At 42.2% G+C, this 17,255-nt stretch carries 17 protein-coding genes; 7 read left to right on the top strand and 10 right to left on the bottom strand.

Annotated elements, in window-relative coordinates:
- Positions 1 to 12: 12 nt before the first annotated feature.
- From ubiB to ubiE, 3 genes are read right to left on the bottom strand one after another with little or no spacing between them, the layout of a single operon-like run.
- Positions 13 to 1,641: a ubiquinone biosynthesis regulatory protein kinase UbiB gene (gene ubiB / locus C727_RS0102175; protein ID WP_017443985.1), complete on the bottom strand. Its 1,629-nt coding sequence runs from the start codon at positions 1,639 to 1,641 to the stop codon at positions 13 to 15.
- A gap of 9 nt (positions 1,642 to 1,650) precedes the next feature.
- Positions 1,651 to 2,268: a ubiquinone biosynthesis accessory factor UbiJ gene (locus C727_RS0102170; protein WP_017443984.1), complete on the bottom strand. Its 618-nt coding sequence runs from the start codon at positions 2,266 to 2,268 to the stop codon at positions 1,651 to 1,653.
- A complete protein-coding gene (ubiE, locus tag C727_RS0102165) occupies positions 2,268 to 3,023 on the bottom strand; it encodes a bifunctional demethylmenaquinone methyltransferase/2-methoxy-6-polyprenyl-1,4-benzoquinol methylase UbiE (RefSeq protein ID WP_017443983.1) in 756 nt (251 codons plus the stop codon). Before ubiE ends, C727_RS0102170 begins: the two co-directional genes overlap by 1 nt.
- 231 nt (positions 3,024 to 3,254) lie before the next feature.
- Here ubiE and C727_RS0102160 point away from each other — a divergent pair, with 231 nt between their 5' ends.
- Entirely contained in the window at positions 3,255 to 3,764 is a 510-nt protein-coding gene (locus C727_RS0102160; RefSeq protein ID WP_017443982.1) for a DUF3087 family protein, read from the top strand.
- Here C727_RS0102160 and dsbD read toward each other — a convergent pair.
- The 4 genes from dsbD to C727_RS0102140 all read right to left on the bottom strand — a co-directional run bounded on the left by dsbD (position 3,758) and on the right by C727_RS0102140 (position 8,910).
- On the bottom strand, positions 3,758 to 5,527 hold the full coding sequence (gene dsbD / locus C727_RS0102155) for a protein-disulfide reductase DsbD (protein WP_017443981.1): 1,770 nt from the start codon (positions 5,525 to 5,527) through the stop codon (positions 3,758 to 3,760). The genes C727_RS0102160 and dsbD overlap by 7 nt on opposite strands.
- 160 nt (positions 5,528 to 5,687) lie before the next feature.
- Positions 5,688 to 7,265, bottom strand: coding sequence for an alkyl hydroperoxide reductase subunit F (gene ahpF / locus C727_RS0102150; protein WP_017443980.1), 1,578 nt, complete (start codon positions 7,263 to 7,265; stop codon positions 5,688 to 5,690).
- A 71-nt stretch (positions 7,266 to 7,336) separates the two neighbouring features.
- Positions 7,337 to 7,906, bottom strand: coding sequence for an alkyl hydroperoxide reductase subunit C (ahpC, locus tag C727_RS0102145; RefSeq protein ID WP_017443979.1), 570 nt, complete (start codon positions 7,904 to 7,906; stop codon positions 7,337 to 7,339).
- A gap of 110 nt (positions 7,907 to 8,016) precedes the next feature.
- A complete protein-coding gene (locus C727_RS0102140; protein ID WP_017443978.1) occupies positions 8,017 to 8,910 on the bottom strand; it encodes an FAD:protein FMN transferase in 894 nt (297 codons plus the stop codon).
- Between the two features lie 162 nt (positions 8,911 to 9,072).
- Here C727_RS0102140 and C727_RS0102135 point away from each other — a divergent pair, with 162 nt between their 5' ends.
- From C727_RS0102135 to C727_RS0102125, 3 genes are read left to right on the top strand one after another with little or no spacing between them, the layout of a single operon-like run.
- On the top strand, positions 9,073 to 9,639 hold the full coding sequence (locus C727_RS0102135) for a hypothetical protein (RefSeq protein WP_017443977.1): 567 nt from the start codon (positions 9,073 to 9,075) through the stop codon (positions 9,637 to 9,639).
- Positions 9,639 to 10,451 carry an ion transporter gene (locus C727_RS0102130; RefSeq protein ID WP_017443976.1) on the top strand — a complete coding sequence of 271 codons (813 nt, stop codon included), beginning with the start codon at positions 9,639 to 9,641 and terminating at the stop codon, positions 10,449 to 10,451. Before C727_RS0102135 ends, C727_RS0102130 begins: the two co-directional genes overlap by 1 nt.
- Positions 10,444 to 11,319 carry a DMT family transporter gene (locus C727_RS0102125; protein WP_017443975.1) on the top strand — a complete coding sequence of 292 codons (876 nt, stop codon included), beginning with the start codon at positions 10,444 to 10,446 and terminating at the stop codon, positions 11,317 to 11,319. The genes C727_RS0102130 and C727_RS0102125 overlap by 8 nt, the downstream gene beginning before the upstream one ends.
- On the opposite strand, the gene C727_RS0102120 is transcribed toward C727_RS0102125, so the two are convergent.
- Together C727_RS0102120 and C727_RS0102115 are read right to left on the bottom strand one after the other, a co-directional pair.
- Positions 11,316 to 11,753 (bottom strand): DUF2214 family protein, encoded by a 438-nt coding sequence (locus C727_RS0102120; RefSeq protein ID WP_017443974.1) that lies wholly within the window; start codon positions 11,751 to 11,753, stop codon positions 11,316 to 11,318. The genes C727_RS0102125 and C727_RS0102120 overlap by 4 nt on opposite strands.
- A 1-nt stretch (position 11,754) precedes the next feature.
- Positions 11,755 to 12,711: a tRNA-dihydrouridine synthase gene (locus C727_RS0102115; RefSeq protein ID WP_017443973.1), complete on the bottom strand. Its 957-nt coding sequence runs from the start codon at positions 12,709 to 12,711 to the stop codon at positions 11,755 to 11,757.
- A gap of 155 nt (positions 12,712 to 12,866) precedes the next feature.
- On the opposite strand from C727_RS0102115, the gene traF reads away from it, so the two are divergent.
- The 3 genes from traF (at position 12,867) to C727_RS0102100 (ending at position 15,450) form a co-directional block, all read left to right on the top strand.
- Positions 12,867 to 14,099, top strand: coding sequence for a conjugal transfer protein TraF (gene traF, locus C727_RS0102110; RefSeq protein ID WP_017443972.1), 1,233 nt, complete (start codon positions 12,867 to 12,869; stop codon positions 14,097 to 14,099).
- 169 nt (positions 14,100 to 14,268) lie between these two features.
- Positions 14,269 to 14,883, top strand: coding sequence for a cytochrome P460 family protein (locus tag C727_RS0102105; protein ID WP_017443971.1), 615 nt, complete (start codon positions 14,269 to 14,271; stop codon positions 14,881 to 14,883).
- A 21-nt stretch (positions 14,884 to 14,904) separates the two neighbouring features.
- Positions 14,905 to 15,450, top strand: a complete 546-nt coding sequence (locus C727_RS0102100; RefSeq protein ID WP_017443970.1) for a cytochrome P460 family protein — start codon at positions 14,905 to 14,907, stop codon at positions 15,448 to 15,450.
- A gap of 16 nt (positions 15,451 to 15,466) precedes the next feature.
- Here C727_RS0102100 and atzF read toward each other — a convergent pair whose 3' ends face one another.
- On the bottom strand, positions 15,467 to 17,248 hold the full coding sequence (gene atzF, locus C727_RS0102095) for an allophanate hydrolase (RefSeq protein WP_017443969.1): 1,782 nt from the start codon (positions 17,246 to 17,248) through the stop codon (positions 15,467 to 15,469).
- Positions 17,249 to 17,255 lie beyond the last annotated feature (7 nt).

Here is a 17,255-nt window from a genome sequence, read left to right as displayed (position 1 = left end):
CTCCGAAATCTATTATTTTTTGCGGCTGCTAACCCACCAGCAGGCGGCTCCAGCGACGGCCAGTGCAATACCAGCGGCTAGCTGGTCTTTAAGGCAGTAAACTAAAACACCGGCAATTACCATCACATGACCAATTTGAGGTAATAGGCTAGGGCGGGCATTTCGCTTTTCTAATGTTTGTATTAAATGCTGTTGCTGATGCTGTAGCTCTCTATGACTGTGTAGCGCATCATAAACTAAATCCGGCAGCTCAGGCAGTTTTTCTCCCCAAAAAGGGGCGTTCTCTTTAACTGAGCGAATAATGGCGTTAATCCCTACTTGATCATGCACCCAGTTTTCTAAAAAGGGTTTGGCAGTTTTCCACAGGTCTAATTGTGGATAAAGTTGGCGGCCTAACCCCTCTATATATAATAAAGTTTTTTGCAATAAAACCAGTTGTGGTTGCACTTCCATTTGAAACCGTCGGGCGGTATTAAACAAGTTCATTAATACGTTGCCAAATGAAATTTCGGCAAGGGGTTTTTCAAAAATGGGTTCGCAAACGGTTCTAATCGCAAACTCAAAATCTTCAATATTTGTATCTCGTGGTACCCAGCCAGAATCTACGTGAAGCTCGGCAACTTTACGATAATCACGGTTAAAAAACGCTATAAAGTTATCGGCTAAATAGCGTTTATCGTCTTTATTTAAGGTGCCAACAATGCCGCAGTCTATGCCTATGTACATGGGCTCTTCAGGCGTTTCACGTGAAACGAATATGTTGCCCGGGTGCATATCAGCATGAAAAAAGCTATCTCTAAAAACTTGCGTAAAAAATATTTCTACACCGCGCTCAGCCAATAGCTTCATGTCGGTACCTTGGGCTTTTAAGGCATCAATGTCACCCACGGGGATGCCATAAATGCGTTCCATAACCATCACGTTAGAGCGGCAAAGGTCAGAAAAAACGGCTGGAATGTAAAGGCTTTTAGAGTTGGCAAAGTTGCGTTTAAGCTGAATGCTGTTCGCGGCTTCGCGCATTAAATCAAGCTCATCGAATAGCGTTTTTTGATATTCTTTTACCACTTCGACCGGCCGTAAGCGCTTACCGTCCGGCAATACTTTTGCTAATACCTGAGCCATGCTTTTCATCAGGTCTACATCGGCGCGCATAGTTTCGGCAATGCCGGGGCGAATTACTTTAATTACTATATCTTGATGGGCAAATGGCGCGCCTTCGTGCAATTGTGCAGCATGTACTTGCGCAATCGATGCCGAAGCTAACGGGGTTTCATCAAATTCGGCCAGATATTCATCTAAGTTGTCTACTTTCCAGGCTTTGGCTATTAATTCGCGGGCTTGTCTGCCGTCAAATGGGGCGACTTTATCCTGTAATATTTTGAGTTCTTCAGCTAATGCGGGCGATAACAGGTCTCGGCGGGTAGATAACATTTGGCCAAATTTTATAAACACTGGGCCTAACGATTGCAGCGCAAGTCGCAGACGGACTTCAACCGGTTCATCAGGATATTTGTTTTTTAGCCAAAAAGCGCAGTTGCGTAGTAGTTTAAACTGCCAGCGCTGAAAACGTTTAGGAATTAAGTCATCCAATCCATAAGTTAACAGGGTTCTAAAAATAATATAAAAACGCCAGATGCTCACTGTGGTTGTCTACCTGTTATTTATTGTTTGCTCAAGTTGCTCAATACGTGCGGTTAGCCGATCAGTATCTTGCCTTAATTGACGCAGATCCTGAACAAAGACTTTAACTTCGAGGGGGTGGGGCGCTAATCTTTTTTCATCCCAAATAATATTACCAAAATTGCGTTGACTGTTTTGCAGTTGCTGTTGTGCTGCCGCTGCAAATTGTTCACCAGCCTGCGTTAATTTTGCCGCAACAGGGTCAGATACAATACCCGCTAATACATCTTGCCAATAAATCAGGCTACCTTTTAGCCAATCGGCGTAGGCTTGGGCCAGTTGCACATCGCCCTCTATATCGACTTCGCCTGCTTTTATGAGAGCGGTTATTTGCTCTGGCTGCTGTAGTTTAATTAAACCACCTAAGGTGGTTATAATATGGCAGTCAGCATTATTCACCGGTGACCAAATCGATAAGTAGCCATCTTCTTGTATGTGCATCTGCAGCTGCAGGTTTAACTCGCTAATCGAAATGGCTACTTGTTTATTAAGCAATCTGGCAGGCACTTGCTGGTGACTACCGGTTTGTTTTAACCAGTAGTTTATTGTGTGTTCTAACAGGCTGCTAATAAGGCTGGCGGCTGGCATTAAAATTTAAATCCTTTATGTAGGGCAACAATGCCACCAGTTAGGTTTTGATAGCTGACTTCTTCAAAACCAGCGGTTTCCATCATGCCTTTTAGGGTTTTTTGATCAGGGTGCATGCGAATAGACTCAGCAAGGTAGCGATAGCTATCGGCATCCTGTGTGATCATCTTGCCCATTTGCGGCAAAATATTAAACGAGTACCAGTCGTACAGTTTGGCAAAGTTGTCACTAACAGGTTTAGAAAACTCTAATACCAATAAACGTCCACCTGGTTTTAAAACTCGGTAAATAGAGGCTAATGCTGCGTCTTTATCTGTGACATTGCGTAAACCAAAAGCGATTGTAACTATATCAAACTGATTGTCGGCAAACGGGAGGCATTCGGCATTAGCTTGTACACACTCAATATTGCCAACTATGCCTAGGTCGTGCAATTTAGCACGGCCAACTTGCAGCATAGATTCGTTGATATCGGCTAAAATTACTTTGCCTTGCTCGCCAACAATGCGCGAGAATTTGGCTGTTAAATCACCTGTACCACCCGCTAAATCTAAAATTTGTTGACCCGAGCGTGCGCCACTGCAAGCTATGGTATGGCGTTTCCAAATACGATGAATGCCTGCTGACATTAGGTCGTTCATAATGTCATACTTAGCGGCAACCGAATGAAAAACTTCTGCTACTTTTTCAACTTTTTCGTCTTTGGCGACGGTTTGAAAACCAAAATGAGTGGTGTTGTCCTGCTTATCTGTCATGCCGTTTCCTGCCCGATTTAAACTGCCTCTAGTGTAACTGATATTAATCAAATTTTTTAATTTTTCATCGCACTGTGTGGATTTGCCGTATAAAAAACCTCAGATCAAAGCTAACTGTTTAGTTTGGTGATAAATAAATCTGCCAACTGTCACTATAAAACTGGTTTGGCTATGTTTAAGATCATAAAAATTGAGTTAAACTAGCGCCACTATGCCCGTTAGGAATTTGTTATGATTCAGTTTGAAGCGGTTGATAAAAGCCGTTACCGAAACCACCTTAATAAAATTATTGTTGCCTCTATTGTTGTTTTAGCTGGATTAAGCTTAGCAATTTCACAAACGCTTATTTTGTTGTTTCCCGATCCGGATGGCAGTCACTTTCATTGGAATTTGTCTGGCGTAATACTCGGCTGTGTTGCGGTAGGATTGTTACTGCGTCATTTTAAAGCACACCCCTTTATGACAGAGGTTTATTATGTTTGGCGACTCAAGCAGCATTTGAACTGGATCCAACGTAAAAATAAAAGTTTAAAAACGGCGGTGGACCAAGGCGATGCGCAAGCGATGCAAATTTTATGGTTTTATTACCAAGGCTTACGTAAGCTTTGGCAATTAGATGACAATACTATCACTATGGAAGAGCTAGCTATTTGGCAAACTGAGTTAGAGAGCAAAGCAAATCAGGAGAATGTGCAATTGAGCAAAACTCAGTTTGATAAAAGCGAGTTATCGCCTTATTGAGCTTTCAGCCAACTCTTAAATTGGGCCAAGGTAAATTCGGCTTGATAAGTAAAAATAGCCTTGTTTGCCTTTTCTGGTGCAAAAATCAATAGTGATGGAGGCCCAAACAATTTGTGTTGGGCTAAAAAGTTTTGTTTAGCTGTGCTCATTTCGGTTAAATCAAGCTGCACAAACTGATAATCAGGGTAATCGCTGGCTGCAATCTTTTTAAACACTTCTTCTTCAATGATCACACAACTTACACACCAATCAGCATATAGATCCACAACCACTTTTTTATTCGATATTTGCAATAAACCATTTAAAGCCTCCACATTATCTACTCGGGTAAATAAACTAGGGTGGGTTTGTTCTAATGCAGTATCGCTTGTTTGATGGATACTTCGATCGGTTTGATAAAAATGATAAGCTGCAGCCAACAATATTAACCAAGCGAGTGCCTGACGGGATTTTTGCCAACCGCTTGCTGGTTTAACGCCACTACGTAAGCCAAGTTGCAGGGCAAGCCATAAACCAAAAGCAGACCATAAAGCAGCCGCTAATAACTCGGGTAAAATACGAGCGACAATCCATACGGCCATGGCCAGCATTAGAACGCCAAAAGTTTGTTTTACCAGTATCATCCAGCTACCGGCTTTCGGTAGTGCCTGACCTAAGCCTGCGCCCATTAAAATAAGCGGTAGACCCATGCCTAAACTCAATACAAATAAGGCGCTACCACCCAGTAAAGCATCACCCGTGGCCGAAATATATACTAATGCGCTGGCAAGTGGAGCCGAAACACAGGGAGAAAGCGCCAGCGCCGACACTCCACCGGTTACAAAGGTTGCAATCAACCCTTTTTTACCAGACCCTTGCTGGGGCAATTTTTCACGTAGCCAAGCGGGAAGTTGCAACTCGTATAAACCAAACATCGACAATGCCATGGCAATAAAAAACACAGCAAACAGTGCCACAATCCAAGGCTCTTGCAAATAAAGCTGCACATTAAATTGAGCACCAAAATAACCGACTAAAACTCCGCTTAAGGTATAAAACAGTGCCATACCTAGTACATAGGCCAGCGAGAGCAATAAACTGCTTTTTACCTGGGTGCTTTTTTGGCTGCTAATAATGCTGCTTAATATTGGCACCATAGGTAATACACAAGGGGTCAGTGACAAACCTATACCTAATACAAAAAAGCCTAATAAAGTCATTGTTAAACTATGTTCAAACAAGTCGTTAGAAAGCCCAGTTGGACCAGTGCTTTCAGTTATTTTTTGATTAACTGTACTTTGTGCGCTGAAGTTTTCAGTGGTTTGCGGCGAGCCAGTTAAAGTGGGGGTGATCGGCAGTTCTAATAATTTAGGGGGGTAACATAAACCGGCATCAGCACAGCCTTGATAAGTTAGCAGTAGAGTTTCGCCTTGTACATTTTTTAAGTCGATATTAATGTCTAATTTGTCCCTAAACACAGTCACTTCGCCAAAATACTCATCCTGTTTAAGTTTGCCCGGCTGGATAAAGTTAATCGGTAAGATACGATCGTCGGCTTTAGCTTTGGTTTGAGCTTTATATAAATAATAACCGTCGGCAATTTGCCAGCTCACTTTTAAAAACGAACCAGTTTGTACAAAGTCCATTTCAAATGCTTGCTCTACGGGTAAAAATTCGTCATCGGCAGACTGTTTTAAAAAGTCTAAATTGGCAGCTTGCACCGGCAGGCAAATAAGCAGTAATAGGCTAAGGCAATAGCTGTAAATTAACTTCGTACTGTTCAAAATGTCCCCTGTGACAATCAATTTTTATTTTAGTTTTTATAATGACATAAAAAGTGGGCAAATTGTTTCAAACTAACTGAGAAATATTGCAGACAAAAAAAAGCACAGGCGGGCGCCTGTGCCAAAGTGCACATCCTTGTTGAGAACAACACAGTAACTGTTACGCGGCTTGGCTACTATCGTCCGCATCCGGTTGGAGGCGGATGAGATAGTCAAATGCGCTGAGTGATGCAGTCGCGCCACTGCCCATTGCAATAATAATTTGTTTGTATGGACTGGTGGTTACATCACCGGCAGCAAATACGCCAGGCATCGATGTTTCACCCTTGTGGTCAATGATTATTTCACCACGAGGGCTCAACTCTAAAGAGTCTTTTAAAAACTCGCTGTTTGGCACCAAACCAATTTGCACGAAGATACCCGCCAGCTCAATTTGGTGTTCGCTATTGTCGCGGCGATCCAAATATTTAAGTGCGGTCACTTTTGCACCATCCCCAACCACTTCAGTGGTTTGGGCTTGTTTAATAATTTTGATGTTCGGTAATGAGTTGGCTTTTTTCTGTAACACTTCATCGGCTCTTAAAGTGTCAGCAAACTCTAATACAGTGACATGTTCAACAATACCGGCCAAGTCAATTGCGGCTTCTATACCTGAGTTACCGCCACCAATGACCGCCACTTTTTTGCCTTTAAATAACGGCCCGTCACAGTGCGGGCAATAAGCAACGCCTTTGCCTCGATACGCTTGCTCGCCAGGTACATTCATTTCGCGCCAGCGCGCACCGGTTGCCAAAATAACACTTTTGCTTTTTAGCTGAGCGCCACTTTTCAGTCCTACTTCAATTAAATCATTGCGGCTAAGTGAGCTCGCTAACTGATTTTGAATAATATCCACGTCGTAATCTTTAACGTGCTCTTCTAAACCGGCAACTAATTTAGGTCCTTCGGTCGCTTTAACCGAAATAAAGTTCTCTATTCCGACTGTGTCCATGACCTGACCGCCAAAACGCTCAGCAACAATGCCAGTTTTTAAACCTTTTCGAGCCGCATAAATGGCTGCGGAAGCACCCGCAGGGCCACCACCTACAACTAATACGTCGTAGTCATCTTTTTGGTTCAAAGCTGCCGCTGCTTTTTCAGCCGCACCAGAATCTACTTTATTTAAAATCTCTGCTAACGAGATACGCCCCTGTGCAAATGACTCGCCATTTAAGTAGACCGACGGAACCGCCATTATATTGCGTTGTTTAACTTCATTTTCAAATAATGCCCCATCGATCATAGTGTGCTCTACATTCGGATTTAACAGAGCGATTAAATTAAGTGCTTGCACAACCTCAGGGCAGTTTTGACAGCTCAACGAAATATAAGTCTCAAACTTTAATGGCTGATTTAACCCTTTAATTTGTTCTATGACCTCGGCTGACTGTTTAACTGGATGTCCACCAGCTTGCAGCAAGGCTAAAATTAGTGATGTAAATTCATGCCCCATAGGGACACCAGCAAATTGCACTTTATTTTGATCATTGGCGTTTTTTACAACCAACACAGGGGCACGATCTGCTTGCGCTTCGTTTTCACTGATCTCTATCAGTGGACTTAACGAGGCTAAATCTTCGGCCAAGGTGATTAATTCTTTTGCCTTGGCGCTGTCATTTACTTTAAGGCTAAGTTCTACTTTGTTTTTAAGGGCAGCAAAATGACTTTGTAATTGCTGTTTTATTTTAGTGTCTAACATAACAACTCCAGGGGAAAAAAATTATTGAGCATAAAGCTGCCAAATGGCAGCTTTATCTGAGCTCAGTTCGCTTAGATTTTGCCAACTAGGTCTAATGAAGGTGCTAAAGTTTCTTCACCTGGCTGCCAAGATGCAGGACAAACTTCACCATCGTGCTCTGCAACATATTGAGCCGCTTGTACTTTACGCACTAATTCTTTTGCGCTACGGCCAATGCCCAAGTCATGTACTTCAGCTACTTTAATTTCACCTTCTGGGTTGATTACAAAAGTACCGCGTAGTGCTAAGCCTTCTTCTTCAATCAATACTCCAAAATTGCGTGAAATTTTACCTGTTGGGTCACCTATCATTGGAAATTGGATTTTGTTAATAGTGTCTGACGAATCATGCCACGCTTTGTGAGTAAAATGCGTGTCAGTGGATACTGAATAAACTTCTACGCCCATTTCTTGCAGTTGTGCATAATGGTCAGCTAAGTCGCCTAATTCAGTTGGGCATACAAAAGTAAAATCAGCCGGGTAAAACATGACAACCGCCCACTTGCCAGCTAAATCTTTGTCAGATACTTCAACAAAGTCACCTTTGTGATAAGCAGTTGCGTTAAATTCTTTTAATTTAGTGTTGATAATAGATACAGTCATTTGTTTGTCTCCTGTGTTTTTGCTTAATTGCTTTCGACAGGGATTATATTACGCAGAGTGTTTTAATCTGTATAATTGACTGTTTCGATTGTTTTGTTCGGTTTTTTCGATTATAGCTCTATGTGATAGTTAACACCGCGGCTCAATAAAAATTCAGACGCTTGTTCCCCTTTTAACATAGCAATGGTTGCTAGGCTGCCTGCTTGGATACAATTAGGGGCCATCACTGTCACGCTCGAAGGCGCATTTTCAACTGGCCAGCCTGTTTTAGGGTTTAAAATATGGCTATATGTGCGGCCATCAATTTCGGCAAAGCGACTCGCTTGACGGCTACAGGCTAACGCACCATCGATTAATTCAAATGTTTTGGTTTTGGCGGTTTGTTTTGAACCAACGGGTAACTCAAGCAACCAAGGCTGTCGGTTTTTTCGTGGCTGGGTGATCTGAATATCGCCACCTAAATTAATTAAAATAGACAAATCAGGGGTTAATTGACGACAGGCTTGTGCAATTAAACCCGCTGCATATTCTTTTGCTATTGCACCAAAATCTATTTCCATGCCAGGCGGCATTGTAATAGTGTTTTGGTTATATTCAATTTTTTGCCAACCGACTAACTGCAATAAGGCTTTGATACGCATTTCGTTTGGCGTGCTCGTATATTCATCAAACGGCCAAGCGCGCCGTAAAATGCCTGAGGTTAAATCAAATAAACCATCGGATGACTGATAACACTTATCTGCATAGGTTAATAAGCGATACAGTTCAGCATCAATAGGAATGGTATCGCCACGGCTGGTATTGATGCGATAACAAATGTTGTCAGTACGGTAGCGGCTAAACTTATGCTCAATTCTCAATACTTGGTGATAGGCCAAAGCGGCAATCTGCTCAACTGTCGCTGCGCCTAAAGTATCGACTCGGATCTCACAATCCCCTGTCATTGCGGTAAACAAAATGCTGGCGTAATCTTGCTGGTAGCGTATTTTATAGTCAGGAGTCATAATAAGTGCTAGTGATATTCATAAGCTTATAATACTGTTTGAAATAAATAATGCTACATAAATGAAATAACTGGCCGCTTTCACATAACTCAGCTGTCTGTCTTTGCAATTCGCGAGCCGTTGCATACACTAAAGCTAACCCGTAAAAAATAGGAATTTACTATGTTTAAAAAAGCCATTCAGGCCATCTTTTTATTTGTTTTTGCCGCATCTGTACATGCGATTGATTTGTCATCGTCACAAATCGAAAAATGGATTTCAGCCGCACCTACTGTTGGTAAGTGGATGGCAAAAAATCAAGATGTACTCGATCAAGATACCAAAATTAACTTTTTTAAAGACTCTCCGGTACAAATTGCTGCCAGCGCTATGAGTGTGCTTAAAGACGCTGGTTTATATGGCGAGTTTAATAAGTTGCTGCAAACCTTTGGTTACCAGTCGGTCGAATCATTTTTTCTGCAACACTCACAAATTATTCAATCTTTTGTTGAGTATCAAATGCAAGCTTCTGGAACCATGGATGAAGCTGAAAAAGGATTAAACAGTGCGTTATCCGAGCTAAATAAATCAGAGGAGCTAAGCGAATCACAAAAAGAGATGTTAGCCGGTCAAATGCAAGGATTATTGGGTCAGTTGAAGAAAAAAGAAGAACCTAAAAATGATAACCTAAGTATCATTAAACCCTATGCACCGCAAATTCAAAAGTTATTAGAAAGCTTTGGTGACTAATGATGTTTGATGGTTTAAAGCAGCAGGAACAACAGCAGGTCCCTAGTCCATTTGATATAGCCATGATGCTGTTATCCGCCGTGTCTATGGCCATTGTTGTGGCCATTTTTATTTTGCCTAGAGGCTCAGAAACACGTCTTCTATTATTGTCTATCGATACTATGATCTGCGTGCTTTTTATCATTCATTTTATCGCCAATATGGTGATGTCTAAAAAGCCTTGGGGATACTTCAAAAGCCACTGGTTAGAGTTGCTAGCCAGTATACCCATGATAGAGCCGCTGCGTTTATTAAGGTTTTTACAGATATTTCGGGTTATACGCATGATCCGACTTGCCCGCAGTGTAATTGTTCCTATGCTGCGACAGCGGGTGCAAACGACGCTAGCGGGTTTATTGGTTTTAATGGTGTTAATAGTAGCTGGTAGTGCGATTTCTATCTTTTTGGTCGAAAGTGATGTTGAAGGTGCCAATATCAAAAACGCCGAAGATGCGCTTTGGTGGGGACTGGTAACTGTGTCGACTGTTGGTTATGGAGATTATTATCCGGTCACTAATTTGGGCCGTATCATCAGTGGGTTGTTAATAGTGAGTGGCGTGAGTTTATTTGGTGTGATTAGTGGTTATATTGCATCTAGCTTTACCTCGTCTAATCAAGAAGAAAGTGATACCCCACCGCTATGGGCGAGAAACCTGCTACAACAGCGCGAAAAACAAGAGCAAACCACACAGGCACTTAAAGACGAAGTCGCTCGTTTAAACCAGCAGGTTAAAAAACTCTCCGAGCAGCTCGACCAGCAAAAACATGATTAAAGCCCAAGGGACTATTCTGCTGGCGACCTTGTTGGTGGCTGGCTCATTTATCTCGGCGGATTATTTATCCCAATATTATCATCCTGTGCTGCTTACATGGTTAAGGTTTGTATTGGCCGCTTTGTTATTAGTCCCCTTTGTTGCGTGGCAGCCAAATGCAGGCAAACAATGCTGGGCATTATTCCCTAAAGCCGCATTAATTAGTTTGTTTTATTGCGGATTTTTTATTGCTATGTTTGCAGCGCTTGAGCAAACCAGTACTTTGAATACTGCTAGTATTTACACCCTGATCCCGCTGTTAACCGCATGTTTGTGTTTTGTTTTTTATCGTCAAAAAATGCTTTTACAAGATTTTGTTTTATATCTGTTTGGGGCTATTTGTGCACTCTGGGTGATCTTTGATGGTGATTGGCAAAAACTACAAAGTTTTAGTTTTAATCCTGGCGATAAGCTATTTTTTGTTGGTTGTTTGTCGATGGGCGCGTATGCAGCTTCATTGCGCTTGGTTTCAGACTCAGAATCTCGTTTATTAATGACATTTGCTATTATTTTAATGGCCGTTGTTTGGCTTTCGTTGGCGCTATGGGCAATGTCGGTGCCTTTGGCGTTAAATCAAATCACCAGCACAGCTGTTTGGCATTTAATCTACCTGGTCGTAGGCACTACCTTATTAACTTTATATTTGTACCAAAAAGCCACTTTGGCTTTGGGCCCCAAACGGGTGGTGGCTTATGTGTATTTAAACCCGATTTTAGTTGCAGTATTAGATTATCTGTTCAATCAGCAGGCAATAAATATTGCTGTTTTGCCTGCTGTATTGGGGGGCGTTGCAGTAACTTGCTGGTTGCAACGTCAGAAGCGTGCTTAATTTAAACCAACCCCACGTGCCATGCATACGGCTAATGCTGGGATAATTAAAATAATTAACTTTTGTACACGCAAAAACATTAAATATTTTTTAGGTATTTGGATATGACTACCACTAAAGTTTCGATTTTTTAAATAAAAAACGGTGGCCGGTAGGCTTAGTACAGCAGCGACAATAAACAGGGTAAATTTAATATGGAATAGAAAATTTCCTGTGTAAAATTCGGCTGGTTTGCCAACTGCATGCCATAAGGTCATGCCAGTTAAAAATACAATCAATGCTGAAATGCCATACATAGCATCAATACGGACAAGCTTAATAAATTGTTTTTTACTCATTTCAGCTTCAATGAGCAGGTGTTGAGCAACCATGGCAGAAACTAGAAAAAAGATCCCGAGAAAGTGAAAATAACGAACAACAAGTTCACTAGTCATATTAACTCCGTGTGGCTAAGGTTGATTGTAAATATTTTAAAATGTCAGCTTTATTATTGAGTTTTCGGATCTGCTGCAATAACTCGCTTGCTTGAGGATAGCTTATTTTGAGGTATTTTAACCACTGTTTTACCCGGTTTGCATAATATAAACCTTTTCCTTGCTCGTTGGCATGCTCACTATAGTCAATTAATACCTGCACCGCTTGAGCCCATGTGTAAGGGGTAGCATTGTGTTTAATCACTTGTGCCAAATTTGGCATGGCAAGGACACCGCGCCCGGTCATTAAACGATTGCAGCCGCTTTTAGCTATACAGTTAAACGCATCCTGACGTGTCCAAACTTCGCCATTAGCAATGATAGGTATTCGGCTAAGGGGTAAGATTTTTTTGATCTCAGACCAATAGGCAGGGGGTTTATAGCCATCTTGTTTGGTTCTTGCATGAATCGCCAACTCGCTAGCACCTGCCTCGACGACTGCTTGTACATTTTGTTCGAATAACTCGCTGTTTTCATAACCCAAACGGATTTTGGCACTGACAATATGTTCACGCGGAACAGCCTCGCGAACCGCTTTTATAATTTGGTATAAAGTTTCTGGTTCTTGCAACAAAACCGCCCCTCCTTTGGAGTTGTTTACGGTTTTTGCTGGACAGCCAAAGTTTAAATCAACACCATGCGAGCCTAATTCAATTGCTCGATACGCATTTTCAGCAAGATAAGAAGGCTGGTTGCCTAATAGCTGTACCCTTATTTTAGTACCTGATGGTGTATGTCCCTTATTGAGCTGCAACTCAGGCGCCAAGCGGTAAAAACTGCGGGCGGGGAGTAGGCCTTGGCTAACGCGCAAAAACTCAGTCACACAGAGATCAAAACCACCAATGTCACTAAGCAGTGCCCTTACTGCATGGTCAACGACCCCTTCCATAGGCGCCAATGTTAGGCTATTTATGGTCATGGTGATCTTCTTGGTTGTTAAAAAAGCGGCAGTATAGCGGATTGTTTCAATAATTACTCATGGTCTTTTTTAACTGGCTGAGTATACTTAAATTCAGCATTAAAAAATGACTTTTTGATGCATCTGTCCTGTAGTTGTTATTTGAGGAAAATAAAATGATAAAAAGATACGGAAAACTAACCGCAGTTGCCGCTGTGGTTGCAACAGTCAGTCTGCCTGCTCTGGCAAGTGGGGATGCAAGAAACATGGGCTTAGGTGGTGTAAATACTGTGGGTGGCCATTATTTAAATGCGCCGTCGGGTAACCCAGCGTTATTATCATCACAAGCGCGTGAAAGCGACGATTTTGGTTTTATGCTGCCAAACTTTAGCGCGCGTGCTGAAGATCCAGATGAGTTATTTGATTCAATTGACGATTTGCAAGACTCTATTGATGAATTAGACGAAGCCATTGATAATGCCTCAGGTTCACAAAACGTTGAAGATGCCGAGCAAGTAAAAGCCGCTCGTGATCAGGTTGTGGCTGATTTTGCAAAAACTGAAGGCGAAATTTTATTAGGTGTGAACCTAGGAACTGTAATAGCAACACATACAGGCGCGGGTTCTTTTTCATTGTCAGTATTAGGTAACTTAGATTTAATCGGTGTGACGGATATTGATGATGGCGATATTGTTGGTTTAAATGACGCCGAAACCGTTGAAGAATTAGAAGAACAATTAGATAACTTAGACTCTAAAGCTGGCATTATTGCTGCGGCGGTTGTTGATGCAGGTTTAACTTATGCTAATAAATATCAAATTGATGGTCATCAATTTGCATTTGGTACTACGTTAAAAGCTCAGCGCATTGACGTCTTTAATTACCAAGATTCTATTTCAGATTTTGATGACGAAGACTTTGATGAAGATCAGTATTTAGCAGACGACACTCAGTTTAACCTAGATTTAGGTGTTGTTTACCAGCTTAGCGAAAGCTGGACAGTAGGTTTATCGGCTCGCAACGTGTTAGGCGGTGAAGTTGAATCACAACCAATTGAAGTTGGCGGTGAAACTGTGACTTATAAAGTATCTCCTCAGGCTGCTGTGGGTATTGCCTATCAAAACCGTTTTGTGACCTTAGCCGCTGATGTTGAGTTAATGGCAGAAGAAAGATTTCTTGAATCAGAAAAAGACGATAGCCAATATGCCTCTATTGGTGCAGAATTTGATTTATACCGCTGGGCGCAATTACGCGTCGGTTTTGCTTCTGATTTAGAAAGCAACTATGAAGATAAATACACTGCGGGTATCGGCTTGAGCCCATTTGATGTACTGCACATAAACATTGGTGCACAGTACGCCGATGACCGTAAAGGGGCTGCCGGTGTGCAGCTTGCATTTACTTTTTAAAATTGTTCGCTTTTTAAACAAACTCATCTATATTCAAGGTGATAATGGCTGGTCAAACAGCCAGCCATTAATTCTCTTCTCTAGCGGTTCCTGTCGCATTTTCTGTCGTTGTTCATCAGATACAGGCTTACGAGTTTTTATTTCTAATTAAAACAAACTCGAGGTGGGTATGTTAAAAAATCTAGTAGGCGCTACTGCGCTAGTTTCTATGTTTTCGTTATTCAGTTTTTCTGCTCAGGCAGATCCTGCTTACACTATTAAAGATGGTCAGTTAGAGCGACCAACGGGCTATCGTGAGTGGGTTTATGTGGGTACGCCGGTAACCCCCAATGATATGAACAATGGTAAAGCCGCTTTTCCAGAGCACCATAATGTTTATATCGATCCGGCCAGTTGGGATTATTGGAAAAAAACCGGCAAATTCAGAGATGGCACTATTTTAGTTAAAGAACTAGTGAGCAATGGTTCTAAAGTCGCAGTGAGTGGTAATGGCTATTTTCAAGGGGAATATATCGGACTGGAAGCCACCATAAAAAGTAAAACAGATTTTCCAAATGAACCTGGCAACTGGGCGTACTTTACCTTTTCAACACCGGATCATAAAAGTTTAACTGAAACGGCAAAAGCTTTTCCAGCCGCGTCCTGCAACTCATGTCACAAAGCCGCTGCAGCCGATGATTTTGTCTTTACCCAGTACTACCCAGTATTAAGCGCTGGTAAGGGTAAAGGAAAAATAGCAAGTGGTGGTTTTGAGTCTAAATTGTCTAATAGTTATAAAAACTAATCGCACTAGCAGGAGGTTTTTATGTTTTACAAAACTTTTTTATTTATCGTTTTTATACTGCTCTCATCTATTGGGTTAACGGCCAGCGCCGGCGAGTTTTCCCCTTATGTAGATAAAAAGGGGAACATCAGCTTGCCGAAAAATTTTGAGCTAAATATGGTTCATCTTGGTGCTTGGTTTGTGCCAAGCGGCGGTGCCAGTGGATTTCATAGTGTTTTTACGACCAAAGATGCGGTTGAGTATTTTCAAAATCAGGGGCACTTTCCTGATGGTGCTGTACTGATTAAGGAGCTTAGAGCAGATATTAAAAAAGATTATACGACGGGCAGTAATGTGAGTTTTGCAACCGATGTTAAACAATGGTTTGTGATGGTTAAAGACAGTAAAAATCGTTTTAATGATCATCCTAACTGGGGGGAAGGCTGGGGGTGGGCGTTATACAAGCCTGACGATCCGGCCAAAAATCTATCAACTAACTATCAAACCGATTGTTTAGGTTGTCATGTACCCGTTAAAGACAAAGACTGGGTCTACACAGAGGCATACCCAGTTTTATTTAACAAATGACGTCTTGTGATCTCAATTAGACGGCAGCTTGGTATTTTCGCCAGCTGCCGTATTTACTAATATTGTTGCCGGTGGCGGCAGTGGCTTCGGCAATAAAACCTGTTTCCCAGCGGCCATCCGCTAATTCAACTTTGCCAAGTCCCAGCGGCGCTGCAATCCCTTGTAAAAAGCTACCAACATGCTCAATCGGTAGTCGCCAAACTTCAACTTCGAATGCATAACCTTGTTCACTACGAATTAATGCCGGGCGTTCAACTTGACCCGCCACAGAATACATTTGGTAGTGAGCGGCTGTGGTTGTGGTTTCTACTAATACAGCTTGTCTTTGTTGCAGTTGAATATTTAACGGCATGCCCGACAAGTGTGCGCCGCAGACCACCAAGTCTAAATAGCCAGTTGCTGCGCTGGTTTGTGGCTGGTTGGCGGGCAGTTGCCAATCGGTTGCACCTAACGGTAGTGAGCAGGCTTGATGAATGCGCTCAGCGTACGTTAGCAGGTTTTGATCGGATAAAGCAGAGGTAAACAATGTTATGCCGAAGGGGCGTTTACCGTTAATCAGCTGCGTTGGTACGGCAATTGCACTAAAATCTAACAGGTTCATAAAATTAGTATAATAACCTAAGTTAGAGTTGTAGGTTATCGGTTGCTCGGCAAGTTCTGCTCGGGTGTAATGACGGCCAGCCGTTGGGGTGACCATAAAGTCAGCTTTTATTATGATCTGGTCGGCTTGGCGTTTGAGTTTTTGTAATTTATAAAGGGCTGCAAACATATCGGTCGCATTTGCTTTATCGCCCGCACTAATTATCGTTCGGGTGACGTCGAGCATAGCTTCTGGATTTTTAAGGAGTATGTCTTGAGTTGCTAACCAGCGTTCAGCCACCCATGGCCCTTCGTATAGTAATTTGGCTGCCTGTAGCATAGGCTCAAAATCAAGCTCTATTTTTTTCCCCCCCAAGGCTTCCAATTGTTTAACCGAATCGGCAAATGCTTGTTGATAAATTGAATCACCAAAAAATGCCAATTGTTCGGCTTTGGGTATCGCAAACGTAAATTGAGGTGCAACTGTGGAGCCAGTTTGGTTGTATAGCGGGTTTGGGCGAGCAAATTCGTCTGATGCGTCAAATACGCTTGTTACGTTAAATACTTGTCTGGCATCACTCGCTGTTAATGCAAAAATGCTGACACAGTCTAAGCTGCGACAAGCAGGCACAACACCAGAGGTAGATAATAAACCTTTGCTTGGTTTTAAACCAACCAAGTTGTTAAAGCAGGCCGGAACACGGCCTGAACCGGCCGTATCCGTACCCAGTGAAAAACTCACAACACCAGCAGCCAGAGCCACCGCTGAGCCAGAGCTCGAACCGCCAGAAATATATTCAGGGTTAAACGCATTGGGGGTTTCACCATATGGTGAACGGGTACCCACCAGACCCGTTGCAAATTGGTCTAAATTGGTTTTACCCAGCGGAATAGCGCCAGCAGCAATGAGCTGCTCGACGACAAATGCAGAGGTTTCGGGGGTATAGGCGAACTCTGCACAAGCAGCTGTGGTTGGAACACCCGCTAAATCAATATTATCTTTAATCGCAAAGGGCACACCATATAAAGGATGTGTTTCGGGTGACTTGTCCACTAATGCGTCTAAATAGGGTTTGAGCTCGTCATCATTTAATAAATAAATCCAAACATTCTGTTGTTGTTTAGCTTTGGTTAATAAATCAGTGATCAGCTCAGCCGGTGTGCTTTCGCCACTTTTATAAGCGGCATGTAAACTATTGATATCAAGTTGTATTGTCATTGTATTT

The organism is Gayadomonas joobiniege G7, from assembly GCF_000300815.1.
GTDB classification, from domain to species: domain Bacteria; phylum Pseudomonadota; class Gammaproteobacteria; order Enterobacterales; family Alteromonadaceae; genus Catenovulum; species Catenovulum joobiniege.
Note: the sequence above shows the minus strand (reverse complement) of the source record. Positions and strands in the feature narration are given on the sequence as shown.